The 16,598-nt window shown below is 71.6% G+C and carries 18 protein-coding genes; 2 read left to right on the top strand and 16 right to left on the bottom strand.

Features of this window, described 5'->3' with window-relative positions; translation table 11 throughout:
* Positions 1–39 precede the first annotated feature (39 nt).
* From kynU to ACIO3P_RS13820, 11 genes are all read right to left on the bottom strand, one after another.
* Positions 40–1,386 (bottom strand): kynureninase, encoded by a 1,347-nt coding sequence (gene kynU / locus ACIO3P_RS13870; protein ID WP_401849345.1) that lies wholly within the window; start codon positions 1,384–1,386, stop codon positions 40–42.
* Positions 1,379–2,224: a tryptophan 2,3-dioxygenase family protein gene (locus tag ACIO3P_RS13865; protein WP_329824182.1), complete on the bottom strand. Its 846-nt coding sequence runs from the start codon at positions 2,222–2,224 to the stop codon at positions 1,379–1,381. The genes kynU and ACIO3P_RS13865 overlap by 8 nt, the downstream gene beginning before the upstream one ends.
* A 193-nt stretch (positions 2,225–2,417) precedes the next feature.
* Positions 2,418–3,266 carry a DUF3152 domain-containing protein gene (locus ACIO3P_RS13860; RefSeq protein ID WP_401849343.1) on the bottom strand — a complete coding sequence of 283 codons (849 nt, stop codon included), beginning with the start codon at positions 3,264–3,266 and terminating at the stop codon, positions 2,418–2,420.
* A gap of 369 nt (positions 3,267–3,635) precedes the next feature.
* Entirely contained in the window at positions 3,636–4,049 is a 414-nt protein-coding gene (locus tag ACIO3P_RS13855; protein ID WP_329824184.1) for a DUF3151 domain-containing protein, read from the bottom strand.
* Between the two features lie 110 nt (positions 4,050–4,159).
* Complete coding sequence (locus ACIO3P_RS13850; RefSeq protein ID WP_401849341.1) at positions 4,160–5,617, bottom strand: MFS transporter; 1,458 nt, start codon at positions 5,615–5,617, stop codon at positions 4,160–4,162.
* Between the two features lie 175 nt (positions 5,618–5,792).
* Positions 5,793–6,824, bottom strand: a complete 1,032-nt coding sequence (fbaA, locus tag ACIO3P_RS13845) for a class II fructose-bisphosphate aldolase (RefSeq protein ID WP_329824186.1) — start codon at positions 6,822–6,824, stop codon at positions 5,793–5,795.
* Between the two features lie 204 nt (positions 6,825–7,028).
* Positions 7,029–7,565, bottom strand: coding sequence for an orotate phosphoribosyltransferase (pyrE, locus tag ACIO3P_RS13840; protein ID WP_329824187.1), 537 nt, complete (start codon positions 7,563–7,565; stop codon positions 7,029–7,031).
* Positions 7,566–7,598: 33 nt separating this feature from the next.
* Positions 7,599–8,450 carry an aldose 1-epimerase gene (locus tag ACIO3P_RS13835; RefSeq protein ID WP_401849340.1) on the bottom strand — a complete coding sequence of 284 codons (852 nt, stop codon included), beginning with the start codon at positions 8,448–8,450 and terminating at the stop codon, positions 7,599–7,601.
* Positions 8,451–8,459: 9 nt separating this feature from the next.
* Positions 8,460–9,365 carry an SRPBCC family protein gene (locus ACIO3P_RS13830; RefSeq protein ID WP_329824189.1) on the bottom strand — a complete coding sequence of 302 codons (906 nt, stop codon included), beginning with the start codon at positions 9,363–9,365 and terminating at the stop codon, positions 8,460–8,462.
* Between the two features lie 171 nt (positions 9,366–9,536).
* A complete protein-coding gene (locus ACIO3P_RS13825) occupies positions 9,537–11,180 on the bottom strand; it encodes a polyamine aminopropyltransferase (protein WP_401849339.1) in 1,644 nt (547 codons plus the stop codon).
* A gap of 36 nt (positions 11,181–11,216) precedes the next feature.
* Positions 11,217–11,753 (bottom strand): DUF2617 family protein, encoded by a 537-nt coding sequence (locus tag ACIO3P_RS13820; protein ID WP_329824191.1) that lies wholly within the window; start codon positions 11,751–11,753, stop codon positions 11,217–11,219.
* Between the two features lie 375 nt (positions 11,754–12,128).
* Here ACIO3P_RS13820 and ACIO3P_RS13815 point away from each other — a divergent pair, with 375 nt between their 5' ends.
* Together ACIO3P_RS13815 and ACIO3P_RS13810 are read left to right on the top strand one after the other, a co-directional pair.
* A complete protein-coding gene (locus tag ACIO3P_RS13815; RefSeq protein WP_401849337.1) occupies positions 12,129–12,542 on the top strand; it encodes a hypothetical protein in 414 nt (137 codons plus the stop codon).
* An 84-nt stretch (positions 12,543–12,626) separates the two neighbouring features.
* Entirely contained in the window at positions 12,627–13,778 is a 1,152-nt protein-coding gene (locus ACIO3P_RS13810) for a pyridoxal phosphate-dependent aminotransferase (RefSeq protein ID WP_329824193.1), read from the top strand.
* Positions 13,779–13,811: 33 nt separating this feature from the next.
* Here ACIO3P_RS13810 and ACIO3P_RS13805 read toward each other — a convergent pair whose 3' ends face one another.
* The 5 genes from ACIO3P_RS13805 to ACIO3P_RS13785 all read right to left on the bottom strand — a co-directional run bounded on the left by ACIO3P_RS13805 (position 13,812) and on the right by ACIO3P_RS13785 (position 16,501).
* A complete protein-coding gene (locus ACIO3P_RS13805) occupies positions 13,812–14,423 on the bottom strand; it encodes a DUF6879 family protein (RefSeq protein WP_401849335.1) in 612 nt (203 codons plus the stop codon).
* Positions 14,416–14,685 carry a hypothetical protein gene (locus ACIO3P_RS13800; protein ID WP_401792023.1) on the bottom strand — a complete coding sequence of 90 codons (270 nt, stop codon included), beginning with the start codon at positions 14,683–14,685 and terminating at the stop codon, positions 14,416–14,418. Before ACIO3P_RS13800 ends, ACIO3P_RS13805 begins: the two co-directional genes overlap by 8 nt.
* Positions 14,686–14,952: 267 nt before the next feature.
* The gene (locus ACIO3P_RS13795; protein WP_329824196.1) at positions 14,953–15,210 is read right to left on the bottom strand and encodes a hypothetical protein; all 258 of its coding nucleotides are present in this window, start codon (positions 15,208–15,210) and stop codon (positions 14,953–14,955) included.
* Complete coding sequence (locus tag ACIO3P_RS13790; protein WP_329824197.1) at positions 15,207–15,554, bottom strand: hypothetical protein; 348 nt, start codon at positions 15,552–15,554, stop codon at positions 15,207–15,209. The genes ACIO3P_RS13795 and ACIO3P_RS13790 overlap by 4 nt, the downstream gene beginning before the upstream one ends.
* A gap of 86 nt (positions 15,555–15,640) precedes the next feature.
* Entirely contained in the window at positions 15,641–16,501 is an 861-nt protein-coding gene (locus ACIO3P_RS13785) for a helix-turn-helix domain-containing protein (RefSeq protein WP_401849332.1), read from the bottom strand.
* Positions 16,502–16,598: the final 97 nt, after the last annotated feature.

Here is a 16,598-nt window from a genome sequence, read left to right as displayed (position 1 = left end):
TGATCAGCGGGGACGCTATCAGCCCCACGGGCACCCCTGTCACCGCCGACCGGGCTCCGCCTCCCCCGGCACCTCGGCCAGCACCTCGCCGAGCACCCGCGCCGCCCGCTCCGCGTCCGCGAAGCCCACGTACAGCGGGGTGAACCCGAAGCGCAGCACGTCCGGCCTGCGCAGGTCCCCGACCACCCCGCGGGCGATCAGCTCCGCCATCACCGCGGGCGCCTGCGCACACCGCAGGGCGACCTGGCTGCCGCGCTCGGCGTGCGCGGCGGGGGTCAGCGAACTCACCCGGCCCGGTGGGGCGTACGCCGCCACGCACTCCAGGAAGAAATCGGTCAGGGCCAGGCTCTTCGCCCGTACGTCCGTCATCCGCACGTCCGTCCAGACATCGAGCGCGGCGTCCAGCGCCAGCATGGAGAGGATGTCGGGGGTGCCGACCCGGCCGCGTACCGCACCGTCCGCCGCCGCGAAGCCGGGGGCCATCGCGAACGGGTCCGCGTGCCCGTTCCACCCCGGCAGCGGGGAGTCGAAGCGGGCCTGATGGCGCTCGGCGACATAGAGGAAGGCGGGCGAACCGGGCCCGCCGTTCAGGTACTTGTACGTGCAGCCCACCGCGAGGTCCACTCCGTGCGCGTCCAGGCCGACCGGCAGCGCGCCCGCGCTGTGGCACAGGTCCCAGACGGCGAGCGCCCCGGCCGCGTGCACGGCGGCGGTGATCCCGGGAAGGTCGTGGAGGCGGCCCGTACGGAAGTCGACATGATTGACGAGTACGGCGGCGGTGCGCGGACCCAGCGCGGCGGGCAGCTCCGCCGGGTCGAGAGGAACGATTCGCCTGCCGGTCATCCGGGCGGCGGACCGCGCGATGTAGCCGTCCGTGGGGAAGGTCGTGGCGTCGACCAGCACGTCCGTACGGGCGTCCCGACCGGGCGTACGGTCCTCGTCAGTCGTACGGCCCTCATCGGTCGTACGGTCCTGGTCGGTCGTACGGTCCTGGTCGGCGAGGCGTACGGCGGCCACCACCGCCTTGAAGACATTCACACTGGTCGAGTCCCCGACCACGATCTGCCCGGGTCCTGCGCCGACGAGCGGGGCGATCCGGTCGCCTGTCCTCTCGGGCGCGGTCCACCAACCCTCCTCGGTCCAGGAGCGGATACCCAGCTCGCCCCACTGACGGGTCATCACCTCCCGTACGCGCTCAGGGACATGGCGGGGCAGCGCGCCCAGCGAGTTCCCGTCGAGATAGACGGATCCCTCGTTGAGGGCGAACAGGTCGCGCAGCGGGGCGAGTTCATCGGCGCCGTCGAGCGCGGCGGCCCGCGCCACCAGTCCGGCCGGGTCGGACACCTGCAAGGGCAAGGGCGAGGGCAAGGGCAAGGGCTCAGACATGGCTGCGCGCCGTCCACAGCTCGGGGAACACGTTCTTGGCGGCCCGCTTCTCCAGCCAGGCGACGCCCGCGGAGCCGCCCGTACCGGTCTTGGAGCCCATCGCGCGCCGGGTCGCCACCAGGTGGTCGTTGCGCCAGCGCCACACCAGCTCGGCGACGTCGGTCAACGCCTCACCCAGGAGGACGAGTTCGGGGTTCCCGTCCGGATCCCCGTAGATTCCGGTCCACGCCTCCTCGACCTCGGGCACCGGCTCGTACCGCCGTGCGAGATCGCGGCCGAGCACCGCGTCCGGCACCGGCAGCCCGCGCCGGGCGAGCAGCCGCAGCACCTCGTCGTACAGGCTCGGCTCCTGGAGCGCCTTCTCCAGCTCGGCGTGGACGCGCGGCGCGCCCCGGTGCGGGACGAGCATCGACGCGGACTTCTCGCCGAGCAGGAACTCCATGCGCCGGTACATCGCTGACTGGAAGCCGGAGCCCTCGCCGAGCGCGCTCCGGTACGCGTTGAACTGCGCGGGTGTCAGGCGGGCGAGCGGCTGCCAGGAGGCGTTGAGCGCCTCCAGTTCGCGCGCGGAGCGCCGGAGCGCGTCGATCGCGACCTGGGGACGGTCCTCGCGCAGCGCGCGGGAGGCCGTCTCCCACTCGTGGACGATGACGGTGAACCACAACTCCATGACCTGGGTGGTGACGAGGAAGACCATCTCGCCGGGGTCGTCGGAGCGCGGATGCTGCAAGTGGGTGAGGACGTCCGCCTGGACGTAGTCCTCGTACGGGGTCGTCCCGGCGAAGTCCAGATTCGGGGCGTCCGAACCGGCTCCGGGGACATCGGGGGTGTACGACATCTCTGTCTCCTCGACATGTGCCGGGTAGCGGTCCGCCCCTTTCCGTCTGTGGCTACGGAGCTCCGGTCCCCTCCCGGCATCATAATCCGGGCCCCGGCCGCCGTGCCGCCCCGCTTGCTCCGCTCTCCGAGGCTCCGGACCTCTCTTTCGGAGGCCGGGGCTCTCGCTCTGGCAGAGGCCGGGGCTCTCACTGTCAGAGGCCGGGGCCGTCGACGTACGTTCCGTCCTTGTCGTACGGCCAGGCGTTGGAACGGCAGCCGTCGAGCCCCTTGATCTGCTGCATCATCACGGGGGCGAGCTTGCCGGGCCCGCCGCAGCCGAGGTGCTGCCGGAGGCCGATCTCATGGCCGACCTCGTGGTTGATGATGAGATGCCGGTACTCGGACGGCTCCCCGTCGAATTGCGGCGAGCCCAGCACCCAGCGGCGCAGATTGACCACGACACCGTCGACGGTCTCGCAGTTCAGCTCGCCGCGCGTGTTCAGCCCCTGGGCGAGGCAGAGCTTGTCGGCGGTGGCCGGGGTGGCGATACGGATGACGAAGTCGGCGCCCGAGGAGACGAGCTGGAAACTGCCCCGGCCGTGCGCGGCCCAGCCCTGCGGGTGGGCGAGGATCTTCTCGATCTCGCCGGCGGCGTCCGCGGCGGAGACGTCGACCCCGTTCTCGACCTGCACGCTGTAGCGGCGCGGCGGTCCTGAGCCGACGGGGTCGCCCTGCGACTGGGCGGTGGTGAAGGTGCCGGGGCCGGAGACCGGGACGTCGGCCGAGGTCGTGGGTTTCGGCGTGGGCTTCGGTGTGGGCTTCGTCTTCGGTTCCTCGGGGCTCCGCGTCGTCCCCGGTTCCGGTTCCGCTTCCGTCCCGGTCGCCGGGGAGGCCGCCGCTCGCGAGGCGCCGCTCCTGGCGCCGTCCCCCTGCGCGTCCGCCTCCGCCTCGGGGCCCGGCCGGGAGGCGACGGCGACGGCACCGATGATCACGACGGCGAGGGCGATCCCCGCCGCCACCAGCGGGCGGATCGGCCGGCGCACGCGACCGTAACGGCCCATGCCCCCACCGTCACCGCCACCGGAGGCGGACGTCCTACGGCGTCCCGGACGGATGGCGGCGCGCTTGCCCAAAACGAATGTCTCCCTGATCGAACCCGGTCGCAGTTGATACCGGTAGCGACATTCGCTCACCTATGCGAAGGCCACGCCCTGAGAGACGGGCGGGGCCTTCGAAGGGTTCCTTCACAAGACACTCATCGCGGGGTTCAGGACACGAGGTGGCTCAAAAGGCACCATCAGGGTGAGACCAGCACCCTGAGACACCCTGAGATACGCACCACGACCTGCTCCGACTCAGTCCGGGAGCCTCCGACCCGCTCCAGAAAGCGGCCGGACCCCGTACGTTTTCAGCCGAGGGTGCCCGCGGCTTCAGCCGAGGGTGTCCGCGGCGAGCGGTGAGGAGTCGCGCAGGAACGACGCGCAGCGCTCGTACTCCGCCTCCTCGCCGATCGACTGCGCGGCGCGCGCGAGCGCGTGCAGGGCGCGCAGGAAGCCGCGGTTCGGCTCGTGCTCCCACGGCACCGGGCCGTGGCCCTTCCAGCCGCTGCGCCGCAGGGCGTCGAGCCCGCGGTGGTAGCCGGTCCTGGCGTACGCGTACGACTCGACGACGCGCCCGTTCTCGTACGCACCGTCGGCGAGCTGCGCCCAGGCCAGCGACGACGTCGGGTACTTCGCGGCGACGTCGGCGGGCGGCGTGCCGTTCGCGAGCAGCTCACGCGGCTCGGGATCGTCGGGCAGTTCGGTGGGGGGCGGTCCCCCCAGAAGGTTTTCGTGGATACCCATGCCTACAGTCTGCCTTGCCGCACCCGGCCCCCGGCCACCGGAACCGGGCCCTTCGGCCCATCCCCATCGAGGCCGCCCCCCATGAGCTCGTCCCGCTCAGCCGGTTCCGCTCAGCCCACCCCGCCCCGCTCCCCGGGCCGGTCCGTCTCCACCGGCGGGGTCAGCCCGCAGTTGACCCGGCACTCGGGCTCCGGCCGCCCGGCCGCCTCGCGCCCCGGCGACCGTACCGTCGCCCAGGCGATCAGCGCGCCCACCACCAGCACCCCCGCGAGCATCGGCATCGCCCGCCGGAACGAGGCGTCGAACTGCGTCGCCGAGCGGTACACCTCCGGCCCCATGCCCGCCAGCAGCGGCAGCGCGGCCACCGCGACCAGGCCAGCCGCGCGGGCCGCCGCGTTGTTGATGCCGCTGGCCAGCCCGGCCCGCGCGATGTCGACCGAGGCGAGAACCGTCGACGTCAGGGGCGCGACCAGCGTCACCATGCCCATCCCCAGCACCACCAGGGCCGGCAGCACATCCGTCAGATAGTCGGCGTGCGGTCCCACGCGCAGCATCAGCCCCATGCCCGCGGCGCACAGCAGCGGCCCCACCGTGAGCGGCAGCCGGGGCCCGATCCGCTGCGCCAGGGCGCCGGAGCGCGCGGAGAGCAGCAGCATCAGCACCGTCGTCGGCAGCAGGGCCGCGCCCGCGCGCAGCGCCGAGTACCCGGAGACGACCTGGAGCTGGAGCGCGGCGAGGAAGAAGAAGCCGCCGAACGCCGCGTACACGCACAGCGTCACCACGTTCACCGAGGCGAACAGCCGGGACCGGAAGATCGACAGCGGCAGCATCGGCTCGGGCCTGCGCCGCTCGGCCCGTACGAAGGCCGCCGCGACCAGCACCCCCGCCACCCCCGGCCAGACCGTCCTGGCGATGAGCGCGTACGTGACCAGCGCCAGCGCCGCCGCGCCGAGCACCGCGCCCAGCACGTCGAACTTCCCGTGCGCCGCCGGGTCACGGGTCTCCGGTACGTGGCGCAGCGCCACCGGTACACACACGGCGGCCAGCGGCACATTGATCAGGAACACCCAGCGCCAGCCGGGCCCGTCCACCAGCCAGCCGCCCAGGAACGGCCCGATCGCCGCCCCCACGCCGCCGAGCCCCGACCACAGGCCGACGGCCCGCGCCCGGTCGTCCGGGTGGAAGCTCGCCTGGATGATCGCGAGCGAGCCGGGTACGAGCAGCGCGCCGCCCACGCCCTGGAGGGCGCGCGCCGTGATCAGGATGGCCACGTTCGGCGCGATCCCGCACAGCAGCGACCCGAGCGCGAACCACACCACCCCGATGACGAAGACGCGCCGCCGCCCGTACCGGTCGCCGAGCGAGCCACCGAGCAGGATCAGCCCGGCCAGCGTGACCATGTAGGCGTTGACGGTCCACTGGAGTGCCGCGAGGTCCGCGTTGAGCGAGTCCCCGATGTGCGGCAGCGCGACATTGACGACGGTGGAGTCGAGCAGAGCCATGCTCGAACCGAGCACCGTCGTCAGAACGACCCAGCGTCCCCGGGTCGAGGACAGCCTGATGTCCATACGGGGATCATCCCCGCACCGCCCCCGGAAGGCGACCCGGCGGCGGCGACTGTTTCGTATTCCGTAGGTACGCGTCGGGCCCGGCACCGCGAGAACGGTGCCGGGCCCGACGCGTACACCCGACGCGTACCTACGTCTCGACCGGGCTACGTGAGCTTGGTGCCCGTGGAGCGCACTACTTGAGCTTGGTGCCCGTGGAGCGCAGCGCGGCGCACGCCTCGGTGACGCGCTTGGCCATGCCGGCCTCGGCCAGCTTGCCCCAGGTGCGCGGGTCGTACGTCTTCTTCGAGCCGACCTCGCCGTCGACCTTCAGCACGCCGTCGTAGTTGCGCAGCACGTGGTCCGCGACCGGCCGCGTGAAGGCGTACTGCGTGTCGGTGTCGAGGTTCATCTTCACGACGCCGTTCTCCAGCGCCGTGGCGATCTCCTCGGCCGTGGAGCCGGAACCGCCGTGGAAGACGAAGTCGAACGGCTGGCTGCCCGCGGCCTTGCCGTACTTGGCGCCGACGCCGTCCTGGAGGTCCTTGAGCAGCTCGGGACGGAGCACGACGTTGCCCGGCTTGTAGACGCCGTGGACATTGCCGAAGGACGCGGCCAGCAGGTAGCGGCCCTTCTCGCCCAGGCCCAGGGCCTCGGCCGTACGCAGCGCGTCGTCGACGGTGGTGTACAGCTCGTCGTTGATCTCGTGGGTGACGCCGTCCTCCTCGCCGCCGGTCGGGGTGATCTCGACCTCAAGGATGATCTTGGCGGCGGCGGCCTGGGCGAGCAGTTCCTCACCGATGGCCAGGTTGTCCGCCAGCGTCTCGGCGGAACCGTCCCACATGTGCGACTGGAAGAGCGGGTTACGACCGGCCTTCACGCGCTCGGCGGAGACGTCGAGCAGCGGACGGACATAGGCGTCGAGCTTGTCCTTGGGGCAGTGGTCGGTGTGGAGCGCGACGGTGATGTCGTACTTGGCGGCGACGATGTGCGCGAACTCGGCGAGGGCGACCGCACCGGTCACCATGTCCTTGTTGTACTGGCCGCCCAGGAACTCAGCGCCACCGGTCGACATCTGGATGATGCCGTCGCTCTCGGCCTCCGCGAAGCCGCGCAGCGCGGCGTGCAGGGTCTGGGACGAGGTCACATTGATGGCCGGGTAGGCGAACTTGCCTGCCTTCGCCCGGTCCAGCATCTCGGCGTAGACCTCGGGGGTTGCGATGGGCATCGGGCCGCTCCTTGTGATGTGCGGGTGTGAGGTGCTTGTCCCTGACCTGGGGGCGACATCGTCGTCGGCCCCATCTTTCCAGACTCTGCCGTGAGGTCCACGGTGAGTACCGCGGTGAGTACGGCACGGGCCTCCGCCGGCCGTTTCACGTGAAACGCCCGGCAGCCCCGCCGACAGCCCCCGGAGTCGGCGGAAAACGCCAGGTCAGAGCCCCAGCTCGTCGAGTGCGTAGACGTTGAGGTAGGGCAGCCCGGCCGCCGCGACGGCCGGGGCCGCGCCGCGCTCCACGATGACGGCGACGGCGACGACCTCGCCGCCCGCCTCCCGTACCGCCTCGACGGCCGTCAGCGGGGAGCCGCCGGTGGTCGAGGTGTCCTCGACCACCAGGCAGCGCCGGCCCTTGACGTCCGTGCCCTCGATACGGCGCTGGAGGCCGTGCGCCTTCTGCGCCTTGCGGACGACGAAGGCGTCGAGCCGCTGCCCGCGCGCGGCGGAGGCGTGCAGCATCGACGTCGCCACCGGGTCGGCGCCCAGCGTCAGCCCGCCCACACAGTCGAAGTCCAGCTCGGCGGTGGCGTCCAGCATGACCTGACCGACCAGCGGTGCGGCGTGACCGTCCAGCGTGATCCGGCGCAGGTCGATGTACCAGTCGGCCTCGATCCCCGAGGAGAGGGTCACCTTGCCGTGGACCACGGCCTTGTCCTTGATCAGTTGGAGCAGCTCAGCCCGTACGTCAGTCATGCCCATGAGCTTAAGCCGTCCTCCGCCCGGTCCTCAGAGGCGTCGCCACTGCCAGGTGGTGACGATCTCCAGCGGCTCCAGGGGGGTGACCAGCCGGGGCGCGGAATTCAGCCCGTTCGGCGGTCCTGACTGCGGCTCGACGCAGACCGCCTCGGCCTGCTCGTCGTAGATCACGGCCCACTCGGCGGGGCTCGTGACCTTGAGTTCGAGCTGACCGGGCCAGGTCAGCGTGGCGGCGACCCCGTCCGGCATCCCGAAGCAGTCGTCCCAGGGGCCGGGGCGGGGCGGGATCCGGTGGCCGGTGGGGAGGTGGTCCTGGCCGCGCTCCTCCTGCCAGTCGGCGGCGAAGTCGAGCTTCACGCCGCCGCCCTCCGCCGCCGTACCGTCACCCGGTCCGCCGTCCCCGTCCCCGTCCCTGTCCCCGTCTCCGAGGGTGCGGAGGAACCACGGGTGCCAGCCCGCCTGCGCGGGGAAGGACGTCTCGTACGTCTCCACCCCGAGCCGGAGGGTCAGCGAGTCCGGGGCCAGTTCCACGACCTGCGTCACCAGCCCGCTGTACGGCCACGGCTCGGCCAGGTCGTAGGTGAACGCCGCCTCGCTCTCGCCCACCCGCGCGGTACGCCAGGCCGTGTCCCTGCCGGTGCCGTGGATGGCGTGCGGCGGGGAGTTCAGGGGCATCTGGTGAATCACCCCGCCGTTGCGGAACTGTCCGTGCTCGATCCGGCCGCACCACGGCACCATCGGGAAGCAGCCGTACCGCTCCCCTTGGCGCAGCAGTTCCGTCCCGCCGATGCGCAGACTGCTGATCCGGCAGCCGTTCGCCGGAGTGATGGTCAACTCGGCGTCGCCCGCCGCCAGTCGGATGCTCTCTTCGCTGCTACTCACACGCCGACACTACTTGCGCCGCCGCAGCGCGCGGCCGACCACCACGGCGGAGGCGAGCGCGAGTGCGGCCGCGGGCGCGATCCAGCGGAGCGCGCCACCACCCTCCGCGGCGTCGGGCGCGGGCACCGGCGCGTACCGGCCGCGCGGCGGCGCGTGGTCGACCTCCTCGGCGCTGCGCCCGATCATCGTCCGCCTGGCGTGCGCGGCCTCGGCGGGCGGCTCCTCGAAGGGGACGTCGGGGATACGGAAGTCACCCTCGCCGGAGGTCGTCGCACCGTCGAGCGAGGGCGGCTCCACCTCGACATCGAAGACGGAGGCGGCGTCATCGGCATCCGGGGTCGATGCCGCGTCCGGGTCGGCGTCCGGGTCCGAACCGGCACCCGAGTCCGATGCGGCGTCCGCGCCGGCACCGGGGTCCGAGCCGGCACCCGGGTCCGGTACGGCACCCGGGTCGGGGCCCTCACCGGGAGCGGGCTCCTCCGAAGCCGAAGCCGACTCGTCCCCCAGCATCGCGACGAACCGGTCCAGCAGCCGCTGCCCCGCCGCCGTCACCGTCCCGGCGTCCAGATCGGCCAGCCGGCCGTCCGCGCGCGCACCGCCGGTGAACGTGACGGTCGTACCGCCGGGGGCGTCCGTCAGCCCGATCGTGAGCGTGAGCTTGGCGGAGCCGGTGCCCCGGACCTCCGTGCCCACCGCCTCGGCCTCGAACCGCCCGTCCCGTTCGGCGAGCGTCAGCGCGCCGCGGTAGGTGATCGTGTGGCCGCCGATACGAACCTTGAGCCGCCCGGAGAGCGGCCCGGCCGACGCGTCGGCGTCCTGCTGAAGCCCTGGAACGCACCGCGCGACCCGAGCGGGGTCCCGCAGCGTCTGCCGAAGGGTCTCTGCCGAAACCGGAACGAACACCTCATGCTCCATGGAAGCCGAGCCTACTCAGAGGTCGCCGCCGAGGCAGCCCCTTTGCCCCACACCACGCACAACGCCCCCACACCACAACACCCACCCCTTCCCCACACCATCCCCCACGCGCTCCCCCAGCCACTCTTCCCCTCTCCCTCCCCTCCCCTCCCCTCCCCTTCCCCTCCCTCACTACCCGCCGTACCGGGGATGCACCAGAGTCGACGGCGGCAGCCCCGCCACCCGCGTACGCTCCACGCCCCGCCGACCCGCCGCCAGCAGCGCCGGTGTCGGCGACCGCAGCCTCGGCGCGTCCTCCGCCAGCCCGAGCGCGGGCCGCGCGCCCAGCCCCGCCAGCGCGAACCCCCAGTCGCTCACCTCCGGTCTGCCGTCCTTCACCCGGTCGGGCCCCGCGGCAAAGCCGGAGGGGCCTCCCGTGGCGCGGTAGGGCGTCGTACCGAACCCGGCGGCGCGCAGCGTCGCGTCCACCGTCCAGTACATACGCGGGTCGGTCGCGGGCGACCCGGCGTGCACCGCCAGCCGCCCGCCCTTCGCGAGGACGCGCGAGGCCAGCCCGTAGAACTCCTCGGAGTAGAGCTTCGTACTGGCGGTGATGCCGGGGTTGGGCAGGTCCGAGATGATCACGTCGTACCCGCCGGCCCCGGCCCGCTCCGCCCCCCGCAGCCAGGTGAACGCGTCCGCCGATACCTCCCGCAGCCGCGGGTCCTCGTACGCGTGCCCGTTCAGCTCCGCCAGCGCCGGGTCCGTACGCGCGAGCCGGACGACGCCCGGGTCCAGCTCGACCAGGGTGACCGTGTGCACGTCCTGGTAGCGCAGGACCTCGCGCGCGGCCAGTCCGTCGCCCCCGCCGAGGATCAGCACGCGCGCGTGGGGCCCGCGCATCGCGGGGTGCACCAGCGCCTCGTGGTAGCGGAACTCGTCGCGCCCGCTGACCCGCAGCCGCCCGTCCAGATACAGCTCCAGCGGCTCACCCTCACCGTCCCCTCCCGCGCCCTCCCCGTCTCCCTCCCCCTCTCCCGTGAGCACCACTTCCTGGATGTCGGTGTGCAGGGCGACCCGCACCCCGTCACCGTAGAGCGCGCGCCGCGCCGCCCGTTCGAAGTCGTCGACCTCGACGGCCGCCGTGGCCAGCACGGCGAGCACCAGCACGTTGACCGCCAGCAGCAGCCGGCGCGACCGCCGCGTCAGATCGCGCCCGAAGAGCCACAGGACGAGCGCGGCGCCCGCCACCGCGTTGACCGCGCCCGTGACCAGCGCGCCCGTGAGCTGTCCGAGCCAGGGCAGCAGCAGGAACGGGAAGGCGAGCCCGCCGACGAGCGCGCCCACGTAGTCCGCGGCGAACAGATCCGCGACCGTCCCCTCGGCGTCCTGCCGGGAGAACCGCTGGATGAGCGTCATCAGCAGCGGGATCTCGGCGCCGATGAGCACGCCGATGGCCAGCGAGAAGCCCACCAGCGCGTACCGCGACTCGCCCACCCACACGAAGCTCATGTACAGCACGAGCGCCGAACAGCCGCCCAGCAGCGCCAGCGCCGCCTCCAGCAGCCCGAAGCCGAAGGCCGCCCGGCAGCGCAGCCGCTTCGCGAGGAGCGAGCCGACGCCCATCGCGAAGACCATCACCGAGAGGACGACGGACGCCTGGGTGACGGAGTCCCCGATCAGATACGAGGCGAGCGCGACCAGCTCCAGCTCGTACACCAGTCCGCACGCGGCGCAGACGAAGACGACGGCGAGGATCATGAACCGCCCCGCCCCCGCGCGCACGGGCAGCCGTGTCTCACCCTGGGGCGGCGAGGACACGGACTGCTCGATCATGCCCGTAACGCTACGTCACGAATTCATTGCGGTTTGTCACCCACACGGCTGAATTTCCCGTACCGCAGGCATACGGACCCTGATCCGTGTCCGGGTTACCACCAGGCGCCCCTCCTGGGGGTACGCGTGCCAGGTGCGCCACCGGACATGGCTCTCGTCGCGCTGCGCCAGCATCGCGGTGAAGGCGTTGGGGGCCCCGGGGAACGTCCCCGCTAGGCCGTTCGGGTGATCGGAGACCAGGGCGAGCAGTTCCTGCGCGCGGCCGGCGAACGAATTGCGCGACAGGGTCTCGACGCGCGCGGCGAATTCGTACTCCCATTCCCCGAGGCGCTTGGACACACCGAGCGGCAGCGGTGTGCTGCTGCCCGGCATACAGGCGACGGTCTCGGAGCACGCACCGCCCCGCTCCTCGAGAATCACTTGGTGGGAGGCGCCGAGCAGCCTCAACTGGAGCCCGGCACCGGCGAGATCGAGATCCAGGACGGCCAGGGCGGGAACCGGCTCCCGGCCCAACTCCCAGGCCAGATCGGCCGCGCGGGTGTCGGTGTAGGCGGTATTGAGGGTGGTGAGCATGGGTCGGCTCCGCAAACACGCTTGACGGGTGGACCGGGGATGTCCCGGACGGAGAGCTACGGAACTCGTGGAGGAGATCGCCCGCTCGGCGCCATATCAGGTCCGAGGGCTGGAAGCTCTCAAGAGGGAGGGAATCACGAAGTACGCGACGCTCACAGCGTTTTTACCCAACTTGACGGGGTTTCCATCCCCTAGGGGGCCCAGGGGTTCAACTGTTCAACCCATAAGGTCCCGCGGAGGCGAACCCTCCGCGGGACCTGTCTTTCCCTACGGTTCAGCGGCCGATTAGCTGCCCCGTGTCAGCTACCTCCGCCGCATCCCCCGCCCCCGCCACCGCCACCGCCGCAGGAGGACCCGCCTCCGCCGCAGGACGAGTTGCCGCCGCCCCCGCACGACGAGTGCCCGCCGCCGGTGCCGCACGAGGTCGACCCGCCGCCGTCGCCCCCGGCCCACCAACTCCCCTCGGACGAGCGGCGCTTCGAACCCTTCGAACCCTTCGAGCCCTTCGCGCCGTTCGAACCCTTCGCGCCCTTCTTAGACAGCGACGGCGAAGCCGAGGACCTCCCCGTACGACGGTTCCGCGCCGCGCTCCGCGCCTTCGCCGCGCTACGAGCCTGCCCCCGCCGCCTGTCCCTGCCGCCGCGCACACTCGACACGACCCCGACGAACGCGACCGCGACCAGAACCACCACCACTCCCACGCCGAGCATGGGCCTCACCGTCCTTACTTTCCCCCGACTGTTCCCCCGAAGCGAGGCCGCACCCCCAGGGCGACCGGCCTCGCACTGACGTGCGTGCATCGGTTGTCCCCCAGGCGCTCACCGCCCAAAGCCGACTTGAGCAAGTCCAGAGGTTCGGCGCAGGATGGCCGCCATGACCAAAGAATGGCTCGGCGGCACAACGATCTTCGCGGAGATGTCGGCCCTGGCCGCCCGCACCGGGGCGATCAACCTCGGCCAGGGCTTCCCCGACACCGACGGCCCCGAGGCCATCAGAGAGGCCGCGGTACGGGCGCTGCGCGACGGCCGCGGCAACCAGTACCCGCCGGGCCCCGGAGTCCCCGAACTGCGCACCGCGGTCGCCGACCACCAGCGGCTGCGGTACGGCCTGACGTACGACCCCGACACCGAGGTCCTGGTCACCGCCGGCGCCACGGAAGCCATCGCCGCCGCCCTGCTCGCCCTGGCCGGCCCGGGCGACGAGGTGATCGCGCTGGAGCCGTACTACGACTCGTACGCCGCCTGCATCGGCATGGCGGGCGCCACCCGCGTCCCGGTCACCCTGCGCCCCCACGACGGCGCGTACCACCTGGACCTCGACGAACTGCGCGACGCGATCACCGACCGCACCCGCATCCTCCTCCTCAACACCCCGCACAACCCCACGGGCACCGTCCTCAGCCCCGCCGAACTGACCGCCGTCGCCGAACTCGCCGTGGAACGCGATCTGCTGGTCATCACCGACGAGGTCTACGAACACCTGGTCTTCGAAGGCGAACACCTGCCGATCGCCACACTCCCCGGGATGCGGGAGCGCACCCTGACGATCAGCAGCGGAGGCAAGACCTTCTCGTTCACCGGCTGGAAAGTGGGCTGGGTGACGGGCCCGCCCACGCTGATCACGGCGGTGCGTTCGGCGAAGCAGTTCCTGACGTACGTCAGCTCAGGCCCCTTCCAGTACGCGATCGCGGAAGCCCTACGCCTCCCCCAGAGCTACTTCGACGACCTGCGCACCGACCTGCGCACCAAGCGCGACCTGCTCTGCACGGGCCTGAAAGCGGCCGGCTTCGAGGTCTACCGCCCGGCGGGCACCTACTTCGTCACGACGGACATCCGCCCCCTCGGCGAAACCGACGGCTTCGCGTTCTGCCGCGCGCTCCCGGAACGGTGCGGAGTGGTCGCGGTCCCGAACGCGGTCTTCTACGACCACCAGAAGGAAGGCGCGCCCTTCGTACGCTTCGCGTTCTGCAAACGCCCCGATGTCCTCGAAGAGGCCGTCAGCCGCCTGCGACGCCTGTCGTCCTGACCGCATGGTGAACGGCCTGAGCCGGGCCCCGACTCAGGGAGTGGCGACCGGCGGCGGGAGCGGGGCGATCTCGCGGTCGAAGAAGTCGGCGTACTCCTCACCCCGTGCGTAGAGCTGGTCGAAACCGGCCGAGGTCTCCGCGATCAGCTCCGCGTCGGTGTAGTGACGGGCCCCCGCCGCGTTTCCGTCGTGGTCGTACTGCACCTCGAACATGGCGACGTCGCCGAGGATCACCACCTCGGGGACCTCGCGGTGCTTCTCGATGTCCGCGATCGTCCTGGCGTCGAGCAGCCGGATCCGGTCCCCCACCTCGACGCGCAGCCGCAGCACATGCAGTTCCCACTGCACGTAGGGCGTCACCGGGAATTCCACCACGCGGAGGCGGCGCTGAAGCACTCCGAGCCGGTCCACCTCCCCGACCTGCCGGATATAGGCGTCGCGCTTCTCCTCGATGAGCGAAAGCGCCTCGTCCCAGCGTCCGGCCGCGAATGCCTCCCAGCTCGAAAAACCGCGCTCCTTGAAATTCTGGCCGCGCTCCAGCTTGTTGAGGTGCCCGATTCCGCTCTTGAGGGTGCGGTAGTACTCCTCGTGGTAGTGGGGGCGGTCCAGGCGGGTCGACATTCCCTGGGAAAATGAATCAAACATGGGGAATGTCCCGCTTCGCAGCGACGAGCATGCTCCTGGGAATCACCACGAGTCGCTCATCGGGACCGATCGACACCCCGGCAGGCAGCTTCGCACCGAGAGAATCCGACAAGTCCCGCCCGATGACGGCGACATCACCGTTCTCCAGCTCCCACATGTCGGGGCAGTCAGGGGTGTCCGAGGTGACTCCCAACTCCTGCGGTGACTTTCCGATCCGCCGCAGGAATGTCGTCTCCGGATCTGCTTCCCATGGTCTTGCCACAGCCGCCTCCCTCTGTTCGGGCCCGAACGAAGCAACGCTAGCACCGCACGCCAACACCGCGATCGAATGTCGTACGGGCATCGAAAGCAACAGGCCATTTCGAATCATGACGCACGGGTGGACTCGTAGTCGGCCGGACCCGTGGGAAGTTTCCGTGAACCGGAATCGTGGTGTCGAAACCTGGGGGATCCCTACGTAAAGTGGTCGCCGAGCCGCCTGGTTCGGAGCTGCTGAAAGCCATTAGATCCGGCCGGTGGCAACCGCCGGTCAGAATCCCAGGTAGGTGATCTGGACGATGTAGACATGTTCGCTGCGCACGACAATCTGGTACGTGAACATGCCACCGGGAACGGGGAGATTCCCGCCTTTCGGATTGTCTCCCTCATGGCTTCGGCCATGCACGTACAGCGCCTCCGCCGCCCTGACCAGTTCATCCGCCTTCTCCTCCACTCCGGCCAGGAAGGAGCGCGGTGCGGTGCGGGCCGCTTCTTCTGCCCCGAAGGCGTACTCCCAGGCCCAGCTCAACCGCGTACTGCCGTCATCGCCTCGTCCAGGACCGCGGTCAGCTCCCGCAGCGCCTCCCGGGCGACGTCCGGATCCTCGTGCTCCAGGTCGCCGCTCGCGCGGGTATGGCGAGCGGACAGGTCGGGACGGCGGGCGATCTCGATGTCCCTGGCCCAGGCCAGGACCCAGCTCCGCACCGGGCTGAGCGACTGCCACTCGACGGCCTTGGCGAAGGCATCGTCCTTCGTCCGCTGCATCTCGGCCAGGCGGCCGGGGGCGACGACGGCGAGGGCGGCACGCAATGCGTCGGGCGTCTGCTCGGGGCGGGGGGCCAGCTCGTGTCCGTGGTCGGCCTGGATGCTCATCGTGTCCTCCTGGGAGCGCACGGGCCAGGGTAGTCGTCCGGGACGGTTGGGGCAGGTTGTCGCCAACATGGGTGTGAAGGTCCTGTTCATGAGCGGGTGGGAGCGCCGAGGCCGGCCGGGCGGCACTCTCCGCACCGCCCCGGTTCCGGGCCACGGAAGGCGCGGTCGCAGCGGTCGCAGTTCTGGAGGGGTGCCGGACGGGTTCCGGGGCCGCCGGTGGGCGGAACGGGGGGCGGGGGTGGAATCTGGGCGATCAGGCGGTACGCCACCAGGGCGGCCGGGCGGCGTGGCCCCTCGGGCGGCAGGTCGGCGGCCAGGGCGTGGCACACGGCGGCGGGCGGCACGTCACGCTCCAGCCAGGCGGCGACCCCCGGGGCCAGGTGGGCCGTGTCGCAGGCGGAGAGGAGCAGCCGGGGGTCGAGGGCGCGCAGGCCGGCCAGGACCTCCGTGGCCGCGCGGAGGAGCTCCGGGGAAGAGAAGCCGGGCTGGGGCACGGCGGGCAGGGCCCGCTTCTTCCGGGGCGGCGCCGACCGCGTGTGCTCGGGCCGCGTGCGCTCGGGGCCCGCCTCGTGCGCCGGAGGGACGGGGCCTGGCCTGGTGGTGCGTACGGGCGCGTTGGCCGTACGGTGCCGGGCCGCCGCCGGCTGGTTGCAGGAGATCGTACGGGTGACGATCCGGCCGCCAGGGGTACGTTCACGGACCCGGCGCAGATAGCCGTGCGCCTCAAGTTCCCGTAACCCGGCGGCGATACGGGTGGAGCCCTCCGCGAAACGCCCGGTCAGGGTCTTGATGTCCACGCGGGCGCCTGCGGGCAGCGACTGGATGTGCAGACCGAGGCCCATGGCGAGCAGCGAGAGCTCTCGATGCTGGGCGAGGTGGTTGCCGATCACCGTGAAGTGGGTGGTGTGGCGGGAGTTGTCGTGCTCGACTCCGGCGGGATGAGCCACCGGGGCGGCCGGGGGCCGAACACGGGGACGCGGATTAGCCCGTGCGTGGCGTTGGTCGTCGGCAACGGCTGACGGCGCGTGCGAGGGCACGCTAGTG

The sequence above is a fragment of the Streptomyces sp. NPDC087310 genome (assembly GCF_044744405.1).
Lineage (GTDB): Bacteria > Actinomycetota > Actinomycetes > Streptomycetales > Streptomycetaceae > Streptomyces.
Note: the sequence above shows the minus strand (reverse complement) of the source record. Positions and strands in the feature narration are given on the sequence as shown.

What these genes read in the sequence shown, in the direction of transcription:
- kynU (WP_401849345.1), bottom strand. Translation starts at nt 1,386, where the DNA reads ATGTCTGAGCCCTTGCCCTTGCCCTCGCCCTTGCCCTTGCAGGTGTCC.
- ACIO3P_RS13865 (WP_329824182.1), bottom strand. Translation starts at nt 2,224, where the DNA reads ATGTCGTACACCCCCGATGTCCCCGGAGCCGGTTCGGACGCCCCGAAT.
- ACIO3P_RS13860 (WP_401849343.1), bottom strand. Translation starts at nt 3,266, where the DNA reads ATGGGCCGTTACGGTCGCGTGCGCCGGCCGATCCGCCCGCTGGTGGCG.
- ACIO3P_RS13855 (WP_329824184.1), bottom strand. Translation starts at nt 4,049, where the DNA reads ATGGGTATCCACGAAAACCTTCTGGGGGGACCGCCCCCCACCGAACTG.
- ACIO3P_RS13850 (WP_401849341.1), bottom strand. Translation starts at nt 5,617, where the DNA reads ATGGACATCAGGCTGTCCTCGACCCGGGGACGCTGGGTCGTTCTGACG.
- fbaA (WP_329824186.1), bottom strand. Translation starts at nt 6,824, where the DNA reads ATGCCCATCGCAACCCCCGAGGTCTACGCCGAGATGCTGGACCGGGCG.
- pyrE (WP_329824187.1), bottom strand. Translation starts at nt 7,565, where the DNA reads ATGACTGACGTACGGGCTGAGCTGCTCCAACTGATCAAGGACAAGGCC.
- ACIO3P_RS13830 (WP_329824189.1), bottom strand. Translation starts at nt 9,365, where the DNA reads ATGGAGCATGAGGTGTTCGTTCCGGTTTCGGCAGAGACCCTTCGGCAG.
- ACIO3P_RS13825 (WP_401849339.1), bottom strand. Translation starts at nt 11,180, where the DNA reads ATGATCGAGCAGTCCGTGTCCTCGCCGCCCCAGGGTGAGACACGGCTG.
- ACIO3P_RS13820 (WP_329824191.1), bottom strand. Translation starts at nt 11,753, where the DNA reads ATGCTCACCACCCTCAATACCGCCTACACCGACACCCGCGCGGCCGAT.
- ACIO3P_RS13810 (WP_329824193.1), top strand. Translation starts at nt 12,627, where the DNA reads ATGACCAAAGAATGGCTCGGCGGCACAACGATCTTCGCGGAGATGTCG.
- ACIO3P_RS13805 (WP_401849335.1), bottom strand. Translation starts at nt 14,423, where the DNA reads ATGTTTGATTCATTTTCCCAGGGAATGTCGACCCGCCTGGACCGCCCC.
- ACIO3P_RS13790 (WP_329824197.1), bottom strand. Translation starts at nt 15,554, where the DNA reads ATGAGCATCCAGGCCGACCACGGACACGAGCTGGCCCCCCGCCCCGAG.